This is a genomic window from Ruminococcus flavefaciens, from assembly GCF_900108555.1.
Classification (GTDB): Bacteria; Bacillota; Clostridia; order Oscillospirales; family Ruminococcaceae; genus Ruminococcus; species Ruminococcus flavefaciens_P.
This window is the reverse complement of sequence record NZ_FNWV01000008.1, coordinates 22425-34819: the sequence shown is the minus strand read 5'-3', so window position 1 is coordinate 34819 and position 12395 is coordinate 22425. Positions and strand designations below refer to the sequence as shown.

14 protein-coding genes are annotated in these 12395 nt (G+C 43.9%); 7 read left to right on the top strand and 7 right to left on the bottom strand.

Annotated elements, in window-relative coordinates:
- Positions 1-88 precede the first annotated feature (88 nt).
- From BLW60_RS11420 to BLW60_RS11410, 3 genes are all read right to left on the bottom strand, one after another.
- Positions 89-328, bottom strand: coding sequence for a hypothetical protein (locus BLW60_RS11420; RefSeq protein WP_074717438.1), 240 nt, complete (start codon positions 326-328; stop codon positions 89-91).
- 101 nt (positions 329-429) lie between these two features.
- Positions 430-927, bottom strand: a complete 498-nt coding sequence (locus tag BLW60_RS11415; RefSeq protein WP_074717436.1) for a CarD family transcriptional regulator — start codon at positions 925-927, stop codon at positions 430-432.
- Between the two features lie 463 nt (positions 928-1390).
- Positions 1391-3013, bottom strand: a complete 1623-nt coding sequence (locus BLW60_RS11410) for an SWIM zinc finger family protein (protein ID WP_074717434.1) — start codon at positions 3011-3013, stop codon at positions 1391-1393.
- A gap of 213 nt (positions 3014-3226) precedes the next feature.
- Between BLW60_RS11410 and BLW60_RS11405 the strand changes: the two genes are divergently transcribed.
- Positions 3227-4339, top strand: a complete 1113-nt coding sequence (locus tag BLW60_RS11405; protein WP_074717432.1) for an IS3 family transposase — start codon at positions 3227-3229, stop codon at positions 4337-4339.
- A gap of 185 nt (positions 4340-4524) precedes the next feature.
- On the opposite strand, the gene BLW60_RS11400 is transcribed toward BLW60_RS11405, so the two are convergent.
- Both BLW60_RS11400 and BLW60_RS11395 read right to left on the bottom strand, forming a co-directional pair.
- Complete coding sequence (locus tag BLW60_RS11400; protein WP_074717430.1) at positions 4525-5367, bottom strand: MBL fold metallo-hydrolase; 843 nt, start codon at positions 5365-5367, stop codon at positions 4525-4527.
- Positions 5367-6098, bottom strand: coding sequence for a DUF134 domain-containing protein (locus tag BLW60_RS11395; RefSeq protein WP_074717428.1), 732 nt, complete (start codon positions 6096-6098; stop codon positions 5367-5369). Before BLW60_RS11395 ends, BLW60_RS11400 begins: the two co-directional genes overlap by 1 nt.
- Positions 6099-6228: 130 nt before the next feature.
- Here BLW60_RS11395 and BLW60_RS11390 point away from each other — a divergent pair, with 130 nt between their 5' ends.
- The 6 genes from BLW60_RS11390 (at position 6229) to BLW60_RS11365 (ending at position 9610) form a co-directional block, all read left to right on the top strand.
- The gene (locus BLW60_RS11390) at positions 6229-6792 is read left to right on the top strand and encodes a chromate transporter (RefSeq protein WP_074717426.1); all 564 of its coding nucleotides are present in this window, start codon (positions 6229-6231) and stop codon (positions 6790-6792) included.
- Complete coding sequence (locus tag BLW60_RS11385) at positions 6779-7345, top strand: chromate transporter (protein ID WP_074717425.1); 567 nt, start codon at positions 6779-6781, stop codon at positions 7343-7345. Before BLW60_RS11390 ends, BLW60_RS11385 begins: the two co-directional genes overlap by 14 nt.
- A 77-nt stretch (positions 7346-7422) precedes the next feature.
- Positions 7423-7731: an ArsR/SmtB family transcription factor gene (locus BLW60_RS11380; protein ID WP_074717423.1), complete on the top strand. Its 309-nt coding sequence runs from the start codon at positions 7423-7425 to the stop codon at positions 7729-7731.
- A gap of 74 nt (positions 7732-7805) precedes the next feature.
- Positions 7806-8249 carry a C-GCAxxG-C-C family protein gene (locus BLW60_RS11375; RefSeq protein WP_074717421.1) on the top strand — a complete coding sequence of 148 codons (444 nt, stop codon included), beginning with the start codon at positions 7806-7808 and terminating at the stop codon, positions 8247-8249.
- 35 nt (positions 8250-8284) lie between these two features.
- Entirely contained in the window at positions 8285-9247 is a 963-nt protein-coding gene (locus tag BLW60_RS11370) for a permease (RefSeq protein ID WP_074717673.1), read from the top strand.
- A 12-nt stretch (positions 9248-9259) separates the two neighbouring features.
- Positions 9260-9610, top strand: a complete 351-nt coding sequence (locus BLW60_RS11365; protein WP_074717419.1) for a thioredoxin family protein — start codon at positions 9260-9262, stop codon at positions 9608-9610.
- Positions 9611-9682: 72 nt separating this feature from the next.
- On the opposite strand, the gene BLW60_RS11360 is transcribed toward BLW60_RS11365, so the two are convergent.
- Both BLW60_RS11360 and BLW60_RS11355 read right to left on the bottom strand, forming a co-directional pair.
- Entirely contained in the window at positions 9683-11950 is a 2268-nt protein-coding gene (locus BLW60_RS11360) for an ATP-binding cassette domain-containing protein (protein WP_074717417.1), read from the bottom strand.
- Entirely contained in the window at positions 11937-12389 is a 453-nt protein-coding gene (locus BLW60_RS11355; protein ID WP_074717415.1) for a MarR family winged helix-turn-helix transcriptional regulator, read from the bottom strand. The genes BLW60_RS11360 and BLW60_RS11355 overlap by 14 nt, the downstream gene beginning before the upstream one ends.
- Between the last annotated feature and the right edge of the window lie 6 nt (positions 12390-12395).

Here is a 12395-nt window from a genome sequence, read left to right as displayed (position 1 = left end):
GTTTTTCCTCCTAAAAAAAGTACAGCGTGAGCCATAAGCTGGATTTATGCTTTTGGCTACACGCTGTTTTTGATGATATTAAGTTGTATTAGTCGAGATAAGAGCCGACAGGAGAAGTATTGTACTGCTTCTTTATCTTTATGATGATCGAGCCGTCGGCCTGTTCGGTCTCCTCGATTATCTTGTATTTTGTTCTGGTCTTGTCAAGACTGGCTTTGTACTTCTCAACTTCTTCCTTTACAGCTCTGACAGCATAGTCGTGACCGAAATCCTCCTTGAGCATGAAGTGAAGTGTCTGGCAGATACACGCTTCTTTGATTCTTTTCATTTTGATATACCTCCATAAAAATATTAAAACGAGCAGCAATAACCGGACTTACGCGGAATGCTGCTCGTTATGTACTAATAATATCAAATTTTTCATATAAATCAGGCTATGTGCTTTTCGATATAGTCAACGACCTCGCTCCTGTCAATATCGAGAGCGTATGCGAATTCCTCATAGAGCATATTCTCTGCAAGAGTAAGATAGCTTCCATCAGAGGAACGGAGCTTTTTCTTCTCAGCGTAAAGCTCCTTACGGCGAAGATACAGAGTTTTTATCAGCCTTATGATCTCATGTTTATTGCCTTCCTTGATGATACGGCTGTATTCTTCTTTGCGCTTTATTTCGTTATCTATCCATATAGGAGCTTCAGCGTTCATGTGTCCGATAAGTTCGTCTACATCTGCTTTGGAACACACCTTATGAAGTCTGCTGACTGCCAGTTCGTTGTCAACAGGCACATAGAATGTATTTTTTTCATTATAAACATGGCGAAGGATATAATAATCATTTTCCTCGCCCATAAAGTCACGCTTTTCTATCGAAGCTATCTTACATATCCCGAATGTGCCATACATCACAACATCGCCAATGTTATACATATTATCACCTCGCAAAATAAAAAAACGAGCAGCAATAACTGGACTTACGCAGAATTGCTACTCGTTATACATATATTATATCACACTTTTCAGGCTTTTTCAAATGGTGTTTTTGCACAAAGTTTCATTCAACACTATTTTATGTCTCACACTTTCCGCAATTACTGCACCCGTTACAAGTCGGGCGCATACCGCAAGAATTGCACTTCTCACGGAAATAGGGCTTATATTTGTCCTCCTATATTGTCTCGCCGTTTTCTCGCAGAAAACGGCAGATTTCAATACACTTCAGGTGTAATAAACGCAGAATTTCAGGGCTGAAAAATGGTGATTCGTCATAATAAACAAATAGTTCCGCCTCTCGCAAAAGGCGGAACTACGCGGCAAACGCCGAATTAAGATTTGTGTCACCTATACAAAATGTATGACATATGACAAATGACTATTCTCCGTCAGAAAACGTCTATAGTTCATCTGCAACCATATTTATCTCCTGCATCATAGCGCGGCGATTGCAATAAAGCTCTCGCCACCTTTCGATGATTTCATTCACAGCTTTCTCTCCGTTATTTATATTTTTCATATGCCTGAGCTTATCCGCCCAGCATTTATAAGTCGGACGATCAGCAGTACGCTCCGCGGCTTTATTAAGCTCATTTGCATATGCGCCAAGAACCAATTCCGAATAGTCATCAACAAGAAGAGATTCATATTTTTCTATCAAATATATATTATTATTTTCAAAAACATAGTCTGCAAGCCTGTCGATCAATCCTTCTTCAATAAAGTATTCAGGAAGCATTGCCTTATATTTCATCGAAGAAAACAGTTTTTCCCTGTTCTCTTTCCATTCATCATCGGCAAAAAGAGATTTGTATTCAAGGTAATAATTCAAGTCTGTATTGCTGCATTTTGTAAGAATGATCCACAGTTCTTTGACATAGTTCCTTTTATCTCCGATCTGTTTATAAATGTCTTTAAGTTTGCTGTGAAGTGCTTCAAAAGCATTAATACTGCCCTTTTTAATTTCAAGTGATTCCTTAAGAACAGCTACTGCTTTTTCAGTATCTCCGTTTGCTAAATACTTATCTGCAAGATACTCGCGGACATCGTTGTATTTCCAATATCTTTTACAGAAAAATTCAATATCTTCAAAGGAGTAGTCAAGCTTTCCCATAAGCTCTATATGATAAACTATCCACTCCTCCAATTCATAATCATCAATGTTCTTCTTTAAAATAACTTTATCAGAATAATCAAGCATTTTTTCAAGAAATTCATCTTCATCAAAGCAGTTCCGAATAAAAAGAAAGTATATTTCACTGAAATAGCTGAAACGTGTGTCAAGCTTTTGGAAAGCCATATTGAATAAACGCCGCTTTGTATTTAGATCCGAAGCCACAGCTATAGCTTCAAGGATCTTGAAGCATTCACTCTGAAAGTAACTGATATCTCCGTCATCATCAATAGCTGTTATCATTATTTCATCATTATAATAGCTTGATATTTCAAACGCATCAACGAATCGTTTCCATTTGATCAGATTTTCAGTACACTCTTCCAGAAGTGCAACAGCATCGCCGATAAATGGACTTGCATTTTTCCAGTTTATAAAACCGCTCTTATCTGAGTAGTTCTTAACAAGTATTGAAAGGCGAGTTTTGTAATCATCTATATTGATATTTCCGTTTTCAGCACTGATAAAACGAACAAATCTATCTTTAAGAGCTGTATCGAATTTCATTGCATTTATAAGAAATTTCTTTATCAGCTCCGCATCTGTACTATTGAGCAGACCTTCCATATCAGTTACAGTCGATCCCGACATCTCTTTCAGACCTTCAGCCATGTATAATACTGCCGCCATATGCTTGCAGTTTTTTCCGTCCACAGCATATGGACAATCGCAAAACATATCATCTATCTCATTGCCGGAATAATATATATTTACTTCATAGTCATCTGTACCTGAAACAACTGCGCCGATCTCATCAGACGAAATAGTTGTTATCTCAACTTTATTGCTGCGATAGTAGTCGTATCCTCTTTCAAGTATCCTTTTTTCAAACAGTTCCTTCCAGTCCATATTTGCTCCTTATTGAACATTATCGGTCGTAATGATGATAAATTATTGCTCCGATCTGATATATTTCATATTTTATTATACAACAGATCAAATATAAAAGCAAGGCAATCTGCTTTTCAACTCAAATAATGTTGACGTATTCCAATTTATCAACTATAATATTCACACCGACAAAATGCGGAATAAAAGCATAGGAGTAATAATCATGAAACGATTATCAAAAGAAGAGAAGAAAGACTTGTTCAGCGTTGTATATCAGGTGAGAGTGTCACTTCTCTTGCAAATGAATATGGAATTTCAAGATGCTCAATATATAACTGGATCAAGAAATACAAAGTAAAAAAGAATTTAAAGGTGAATATTGGCGGATTCAGAAAGCTCAGTCAAAAATGTGAAAAGCTTGAAAGGATAATACAATTGCTTCAAGAATCACCATTTATAAAAGACCTGTCACACTCTGAAATACTTCCGTATTTAGAACAGCTTAATGAAAAAGGGAAAAACGTACACCTAATATGTGAAGCATTCAATGTACCTCGCGGAACTTTTTATAATTATATTCTCCGTGGTAAACACGGAAATACAAAAGCTGCACAAAATCGGAAAGAGCTTCTTCCGTTGCTCGAACAAATCTATTCTGACAGTGATTATAGATATGGTGCAGGAAAAGTTGCTGCAGTATCGAATAACAAAGGATATACAGTTTCAGACAGATTAGTTGCTCGCATTATGCATGAAAACGGTATGTTCAGCATAAGAGGCGGTGCCAAAAAGATGTATATGCAAAGGATGAGAGAAAACATAATCAAACAAAAGTTTAAAGTTACCAAGCCAAATGAAGTTTGGGCAAGTGATGTTACTTATTTCAAGTTTAAAAATAAGCGCTATTATATATGCGTTATAATTGATTTGTTCGCTCGTAAAGTTGTAGGTTATAATATATCGCTCAATAATAATTCTTCACTTACAAAAAGAACAGTCCGAGATGCTTATGCAGAACGTGTTCCTCAAGAGAGCTTGATTTTACACTCTGATAATGGCAGTAATTATATCTCAAACTCGTTTACGAACTACCTTAGTGAATTAAACATTATTCAATCATTCTCAAAAGCAGGCATTCCTTATGATAATTCAGTCTGTGAATCGTTTTTTAAAAATATGAAAACCGAAGAGCTGTACCGCAGAGATTATACTTCCGAGAAGCATTTCAGAAGATCTGTAGACGAGTATATAAGATTTTATAATCACGACAGGCCTCACTCAGCAAATATAAATTGCACACCTGATCAAAAAGAAGCACGATATTTCACTGATCATCGTGATTAACACTGATCGTTTGAATGAACACTTTTGTTCGATTATAGGATATTCCAGAATTTTCTGTCTGATTTTAAGCAATTTGGATTAAAGTGTTTTTTTTCAAGTATGTACTACAAATTCAAGCATATAAGCATAAACAGCATAAGAAAATCCCGAAAAATGAACATATTTGTTCATTTTTCGGGATCAATTCAATTTTCGTTATTGAGAATAACGCTCTCATCATGCATCAATTGCTCACCGCTGTGCAGAGCAATGAGCTTATCACCCATTATCTCTTTCATCAGTTCAAATGCTGGGATACCCGTGCAGTGACCGCTGTAAAATACGGTATTCATCTTTGCGAGTTCCTGTGCTGTCTGAATGATGACCGCTTTTTCTTCTTCGGTGTGCTCGCCGTCCTTTTTCATCATGTGGAATCCTGTGATAACGCAGTCGGGAGCATTTCCGAATATCTCCCTGTATCGGTCAAGAATATTGAGAATACCGTTATGAGAACAGCCCGAAAGCAGCCAGTACTTGCCGTTCTGCGTTATTACAAGGCACTGCTCATGTGCGAAATCATCTGGGACTTTTTCACCGTTCTCCATACGTGACAGCTTGTGGTTGCCCTGCGGATAGCACCGCCTGCCTGTGATACCGCTGAACAGGAACAGTTCGTCGTCAAGCCGAACATCTCCGTCAATAAGCCGCACATTCGGAAGGTCAAGAATAGACCTGTCGATACCGATATAGCGTTCGCCGTTGTAGTGAGGCTCGGCAGCTTTACTCTGCATGATTATCTGAGCGGTGTGGTTTATTTGCGAGAACGGCAGAATACCACCGGAATGGTCGTAGTGACCGTGGCTGAGCACCACCGTATCCACCGCGGACAGTTCTATACCGAGGACTTCTGCATTCTTCACAACTGCGTCGGTCTGCCCAGTGTCAAGCAGCAGCTTGTGCTTCTCAGTCTCAATATATAGAGAAAGCCCATGCTCCGCTATACACGCCTCATGTCCGCAGGTATTCTCAACAAGGGTCACGATTTTCATCAGTGGTTACCACAGCTGTGAGTTCCGCAGCCATGATCTCCGCAGGAATGACCTTCGCCGTGTTCGTGATCGTGATGATCACAGGTAGGGTTCTCGTTCTGAACAAGTGTCTGTGCAAGGAATGCCTTTACAGCTTCGTCAGCGCTTCCCATATTGCCGCCGTAGAGAGCGATACCAGCCTCCTGCATAGCCATCTGAGCTCCGCCGCCGATACCTCCGCAGATCAGAACGTCAGCCTGAGCGTTCTTCAGAAATCCTGCAAGCGCACCGTGTCCTGCACCCATTGTTCCTACTATCTGCTCGTTGATTATCTTTCCGTCGGCAACATCGTACAGCTTGAACTGCTCTGTTCTGCCGAAATGCTGAAAGATCTGTCCGTTTTCATAGGTTACTGCGATTCTCATAATACTGCTTCCTTTCCGTGCGATCTCCTCCGAGATCGTGTTATCAAGAGTATAATTTCCGCCTGAAATGATGATGCGTCTGCCCTCGACCAAAGCCTGAGCAAGTTTTTTTCTTGCGGTATCATAGATAGCCGTGACAGTTGTCCTCGCCACGTTCATCTCCTGAGCGCATTGTTCCTGCGTCTTTGACTGATAATCGATCAGACGTATCGTTTCAAACTCATCAAGCGACATAACGACCGTATCGTTTGCTGTATCCTGATCGGGTGCAAAGCTCCAGTAATCGGGATAACAGCAGATACGGCGTGATTTCTGAGGTCTTGGCATAATAGCATCTCCTTTCTGACTTATGTCAATTATAACATATTTATTGACTTATGTCAAGTATATTCTTGTCGTTTTCGGATATTGACGGATATTGCTTCATTTGGTATAATTTCTTTGTAGGAGTGATACAATGAATAAGAATCTTGATCTGTTCCTGACCTTTATGAAGATCGGGACTTTTACCTTTGGCGGCGGTTATGCGATGATACCGCTGATACAGAAGGAAGTTTGCGAAAACAAAAAATGGCTGAATGAAAAAGACATCACCGATATTGTTGCGATCTCTGAGTCAACGCCCGGACCGATCGCTATCAATGCCGCAACCTTTGTAGGATATAAGACGTCGGGCTTTCTTGGGGCTTGTATGGCAACACTCGGTGTTGTTCTGCCCTCGTTTCTTATAATCTCGCTTATATCCCTGATATTGACGCAGTTTCAGAGCATAAAAGCCGTCCACTATGCTTTTATGGGTATCAGGGCAGCTGTACTTGCACTGATACTGAAAGCCCTGTGGATGATGTTCAATTCAGTGAAAAAGAAAAAGAAACCATTTTCTTACGTGATAATGGGACTTTCACTTGTTCTGACTGCTTTTCTGAAAATAGATGCTGTATTTGTCATCATCGGATGTGGATTGTTCGGGCTGCTGTGGTCGCTTCTGAACAGAAAGGAGCAGAGCAATGGCACTGATTGAGTTGTTTCTTGCCTTTCTGAAAATAGGTGCGTTCACCTTTGGCGGCGGATATGCAATGATCGCTATGATACAGGCGGAAGCAGAACGTCACGGCTGGCTGACGCAGGAGGAGCTTGTGGATTTCGTCGCGCTGAGCGAAAGCACACCGGGACCGCTTGCAGTCAATATGGCGACCTTTGTAGGTATCAGGACAGGCGGAATTTTAGGGGCGATAATAGCTACCCTCGGTATAGTTTTGCCGTCCTTTATCATCATACTTATCATCGCAAAGTGCTTTGAAAAGTACAAGAAAAGCAAAGCGGTGGGCGGTATCATGTCGGGCTTGAAGCCTGCCGTTGTCGGAATGATAGGAGCCGCATTCATATCCGTTGCGAGGACGGTATTCTTTCTGTCAGGTATCAGCGTATCGGCTTTTTCTTCAGCGGGCTTTTGGATATTCCTCGGTTTATTCGCCGTTACCACCGTGCTTGCGTTCAAAAAGGTACACCCAATCAAGATCATTATTCTGTCTGCGGTAATAGGTGTAGGTGCAGGGTACGGATTGGGATTATAATAGAATTTAGAAAAACATATTGACATTTTTCTATGTGTATGATATAATATAGAAAATCTTCGATATGAGGTGAGGACGTGGAGTTATCAAACAAACAGATCACGGTAATATTCAAAGCCCTGTGTGATGAAAACAGAGTGCAGATATTCAAAATCCTGCAAAACGGCGAGCTATGCGCCTGTCATCTCCTTGAGGAGCTTCACCTGAGTCAACCGACACTCTCTCACCATATGAAGGTGCTCTGCGACAGCGGTCTTGTGGTCGGCAGAAAAGAGGGCAAGTGGATGCACTACTCTATTTCAGCAGAGGGCGTAAAAGTCGCTGTGGACTGCCTGAAAGAGATCACGGCAGTGACTGAAAACGAGTGTAATTGCTGTAATAAATAAGCCGTATGACTATACGGCTTAAAATAGTATCATCAAATAGATATATCTAAATATAACAATTGGAGGAAATGAAAATGGATATTGTTTCAAAAGCAGTTCAGTATTATGAGAATGGCTATAAGTGTTCGCAGGCGGTATTTGCGGCGTTTGCGGAGCAGTTCGGCATTACCGAAAAACAGGCTCTTCAAATCGGTGCCTGCTTCGGCGGAGGAATGGGCAAGGGCGAGGTCTGCGGTGCTTGCACAGGAGCTCTTATGGTTCTCGGTATGAAGTATGGGCAGTTCGACCTTAACGACACTGAAAGCCGTGCCCAAAGCGGAACTATGGCTGTCAAGTTCCTTGACGAGTTCGAGAAACGCAAGGGCTCGTATATCTGTCGTGATATTCTCGGCTGTGACCTCAGGACTGAGGAGGGTAAGAATTTTGCACTGTCAAACGGTCTGTTCAGGATGCTCTGTCCCGAAATGGTAAGGACGGCGGCAGAGATACTGACAGAAATGTTGGAAGGTGGAACTTAAGCGTGCTGAAATTTATACAAGACGAGATATTCGGCATGAAATGGCTTAACAGGCTTATCGGCTCACTGCTGAACGCCTGCGGTCTTGATACCGAAAGCAAACTGGGCGGCAGTCTGCAATTCTTCATCTATGATACGATAAAAATCACGGTACTGCTCGGCGTTCTGATTTTCGTGATAACCTATATACAGAGCTATTTCCCTCCTGAAAGAACAAAGAAGATCCTTGGCAGGTTTCACGGTATTGGTGCCAACTGCATTGCCGCTCTGCTCGGCACTGTCACGCCTTTCTGCTCCTGTTCCTCAATACCGCTGTTCATGGGCTTTACAAGTGCAGGACTTCCGCTGGGAGTGACGTTCTCGTTTCTTATATCATCGCCAATGGTTGACTTAGGCTCGCTCGTTCTGCTGATGAGCATTTTCGGCTGGAAGGTCGCTGTAATATATGTGATAGTGGGACTTGTAATTGCAGTCGCGGGCGGAACGCTTATCGAAAAGCTGCACCTTGAAGATCAGGTGGAGGAGTTTATCCGTAACGGAAGGAGCATTGATACTCCGCAGAATGAGCTGACAAAGCGCGATAGAATGAGATACGCCTGGGAGAAAGTTGCTGGAACGGCAAAGAAAGTCTTGCCATATATCATAGGCGGTGTTGGTATCGGAGCTATTATTCATAACTGGATACCGACAGAATGGATCGTTAAAGTTCTTGGCGCTGGAAATCCGTTCGGTGTTATCATTGCCACGATATGTGGAATACCGATGTATGCCGATATCTTCGGCTGTATCCCCATTGCAGAAGCGCTTGTCGCAAGAGGAGCAAATCTCGGCGTAGTTATCGCTTTTTTGATGGGCGTTATTACGCTGTCACTGCCGTCAATGATAATGCTGAAAAAGGCAATAAAGCCTAAGCTGCTTGGCATTTTCATCGCTATCTGTACGGTCGGAATTATCCTTGTCGGATATTTCTTTAATCTCATTCAGAATTACATCATTTAGGAGGAATATATCATGGCATTATTCGGGAAGAAAAAAGAAGAAAAGAAAGAGGGAGCTCCCTGCTGCTGTTGCAGTGGAGAGCAGACTATAGGCGAGACTGCATCTACTTGTTGTGGTGAAAAGGTTGACAGTATCTGCTGTATCAAGGTTCTCGGTTCGGGCTGCAAAGCCTGTCATCAGCTCTACGACAACACTGTCGAGGCTGTCAAGGGTATGGGCATTGAGGTCGAGTATGTCACCGACTTGCAGAAGATCATGGAGTACGGCGCAATGTTAATGCCTGCACTCGTTGTCAATGAGAAGCTCGTTTCATCGGGAAAGGTTTTGAAGCCTACGGAAATCATAAAACTAATAAGAGGATAATAACTTTGAACCCAATGGGATCAAAGTTGGTTATATAAGCTTCATAAGGTATGTGACGAATGTGACAAAACCTCATATACATTCCCTCAGATACTCCCCCGTCTTAGACCTTTCACATTTCAGCAGTTCCTCGTGCGTACCGCTGAACATGACCTCGCCGCCGTCCGAACCGCCCTCCGGTCCCATGTCGATGATATAGTCCGCCTGTGCGATGAGTTCAAGGCGATGTTCCACAATTATGACCGTGTTTCCGCCAGTAACGAGCTTCCGCAGGAGTGCAAGGAGCTTTTCAATATCCTTGCCGTGAAGTCCAGTGCTCGGCTCGTCAAGGACATAAATCTCGCCTTTGCTTTGCAGATGACTCGCCAGCTTGACACGCTGGACCTCGCCGCCCGAAAGAGTGCTTGTGGGCTGACCGAGGGTGAGATAACCAAGCCCTACATCTATCATGCTCTGCAAGGCGGAGCGTATCTTTTTGCTGTCGAAAAAGTCCATAGCCTCGGCTATCGTCAGCTTCATCACATCTTCGATATTCAGCCCCTTGTACTTGTAGGAAAGCGCAGTCGGGTTATACCGATGACCGCCGCACTCCTCGCAGGGGACGATCACTGGCTCGGCAAACGCCATATCATAGCTTATCTGCCCCGTACCCTTGCAGACCGCACATCCGCCCTTTGAATTATAGCTGAACCAGCTTGCAGCCACGCCGTTTTCCTTGCCGAACAGCTTTCGTATCTCGTCCATAACGCCTGTGTATGTGGCAGGAGTGGAACGGATAGATGTCCCTATCGGCTTCTGGTCGATGACGATAGCCTGCGGATACCGCTTCACAAATTCACAGCAGACAAGGGAACTTTTTCCCGAACCTGCAACGCCCGTAACGGCGGTCAGAACGCCCTTCGGTATCGTGACAGTAACATTTTTGAGGTTGTGACAATGGGCGTTTTCTATTTTATACCCTTCTGTTGCTGTCAGCGGTGAGGTGTTTATCTCTATCTTTTTGTTCATCATCTGCGCTGTCAGCGTATCGGCAGAACGCAAGCCCGACAGGTTGCCCTGATATACGATACGACCGCCATTCGTTCCTGCACCCTCGCCAAGCTCGATGATATGGTCTGCAAGCTCTATCATCTGACGGCTATGCTCCACGATGAAAACATTGTTGTGCTTGTCACGCAGATCGAGCAGGAGCTTTCCGATACGCTCCGCATCGGCAGGGTGCAAGCCCGAAGTCGGCTCGTCGAATATATATGTGATATTTGAAAGACTGCTGCCCAAGTTACGCACCATTTTGATACGCTGCAATTCACCGCCCGAAAGGGTGTCTGTCCGCCTTGAAAGAGAAAGATAACCGATACCCACATCTACCATTCTTTGCAAAATCGCCTTTATCTGCCTTGCAAGCGAAACACCCCTCGGCTCGGTGATCTTATCCAGCACGGGCAGAAGCTCCATCACTGTCATATTGCCATAGTCCACGATATTCAGCCCGTTTATCATTGAAGCAAGTGCAGCAGAATTTAAGCCAGTACCGCCGCAGGTCGGGCAAGCGCCCTTCTCCACAAGAGACATAATTTCGTCCTGCAAGCTCTGTTTCAGCTTTGTGATGTCACGGCGCAGATACAGCCGATAAAATCGAGGGATAACGCCCTCGTAGTCCACCTTATCCACACGCCCCGTATTGTTGGAGCGTATCTCCACCTGCACCTTGTCCTTTGCCCCGTGTTTCAGAATATCCATTTCTTCGGGCGTGAAGTCGCAGAGCCTTTTGTGCGGATCGAGCAAGGGATTGTTCTGATAAAGATAGGTCTGCCAGCCTGCCGAAAACTGACTGAACCGCAAAGCACCCTCCGCAAGTGTTTTGCTCATATCGAACATTCTGTCCTCCACAAGCACAAGCTGTTCACCGATGCCTGTGCAGTCGGGACACATACCGAGAGGGTGATTGAAGCTGTACGCCATAGAACCGCCAGCGGAGGGCTGTCCGATACGGCTGAACAGCAGGCGGACAAGCGGTGCGGCATCTATCGCCGTACCGACAGTGGAGCGTGTGCTTGCGCCCATAGCTCTTTGGTCTACCACGATCGCAGGGGTAAGGTTATGTATCTCCTCGACCTTCGGACGTTCATAATGCGGCATTTTGTTCCGCAGATACAGCGGATAGGAGCTTTGCCACTCACGGCTGCTCTCGACCGCTATCGTATCGAAGGCAAGAGAGCTTTTCCCCGAACCAGACACGCCTGCAAATACCACAAGCTGACCTTTCGGTATCGTGACATTGATGTGCTTCAGGTTGTTTTCTCTTGCCCCGATGATCTCTATGTTGTCAGCCCTTTGCATCGCACAAGCCCTCCCGTTCAAATTCATTATGCAGATGTTTAAAAAATTCCTCATACAGCGTTACGAAACGCTTGATATCTGACATCTCGGACACGGCTCGTTCCTCCGCATGTATCATACGCAGAACGGTTCTCTCCGCAAAAGCTCTGCCTTCATCGGTCAACAGGATACGCTTGCGATTTTTGGTATTCGGTATCATTTCAAGCGTGACATAGCCGTTCTTCGCAAGCCCCGCCACAGCGGAATTGATCGTCTGCTTCGGGAACAGCATGAGTTCAATCAGGTCTTGCTGAGAAAGCGGCTCCTCGGCACTTTGCAGATAATACAGCACCCACATCGAGCAGTCGGAGAGCCCGAAGGCTGCCGCTGCTCCACGATAGAGCGAGTCATATTTCTTTTCACAGCCTGCAAGAGCTGCGAGATATTCTTTGTTTTCCATGTTATA

Bases quoted from the DNA above. Each gene is read 5' to 3' on its own strand.
- BLW60_RS11420 (WP_074717438.1), bottom strand. From the start codon at position 328: ATGAAAAGAATCAAAGAAGCGTGTATCTGCCAGACACTTCACTTCATG.
- BLW60_RS11415 (WP_074717436.1), bottom strand. From the start codon at position 927: ATGTATAACATTGGCGATGTTGTGATGTATGGCACATTCGGGATATGT.
- BLW60_RS11410 (WP_074717434.1), bottom strand. From the start codon at position 3,013: ATGGACTGGAAGGAACTGTTTGAAAAAAGGATACTTGAAAGAGGATAC.
- BLW60_RS11400 (WP_074717430.1), bottom strand. From the start codon at position 5,367: ATGAAAATCGTGACCCTTGTTGAGAATACCTGCGGACATGAGGCGTGT.
- BLW60_RS11395 (WP_074717428.1), bottom strand. From the start codon at position 6,098: ATGCCAAGACCTCAGAAATCACGCCGTATCTGCTGTTATCCCGATTAC.
- BLW60_RS11390 (WP_074717426.1), top strand. From the start codon at position 6,229: ATGAATAAGAATCTTGATCTGTTCCTGACCTTTATGAAGATCGGGACT.
- BLW60_RS11385 (WP_074717425.1), top strand. From the start codon at position 6,779: ATGGCACTGATTGAGTTGTTTCTTGCCTTTCTGAAAATAGGTGCGTTC.
- BLW60_RS11375 (WP_074717421.1), top strand. From the start codon at position 7,806: ATGGATATTGTTTCAAAAGCAGTTCAGTATTATGAGAATGGCTATAAG.
- BLW60_RS11370 (WP_074717673.1), top strand. From the start codon at position 8,285: ATGAAATGGCTTAACAGGCTTATCGGCTCACTGCTGAACGCCTGCGGT.
- BLW60_RS11365 (WP_074717419.1), top strand. From the start codon at position 9,260: ATGGCATTATTCGGGAAGAAAAAAGAAGAAAAGAAAGAGGGAGCTCCC.
- BLW60_RS11360 (WP_074717417.1), bottom strand. From the start codon at position 11,950: ATGCAAAGGGCTGACAACATAGAGATCATCGGGGCAAGAGAAAACAAC.
- BLW60_RS11355 (WP_074717415.1), bottom strand. From the start codon at position 12,389: ATGGAAAACAAAGAATATCTCGCAGCTCTTGCAGGCTGTGAAAAGAAA.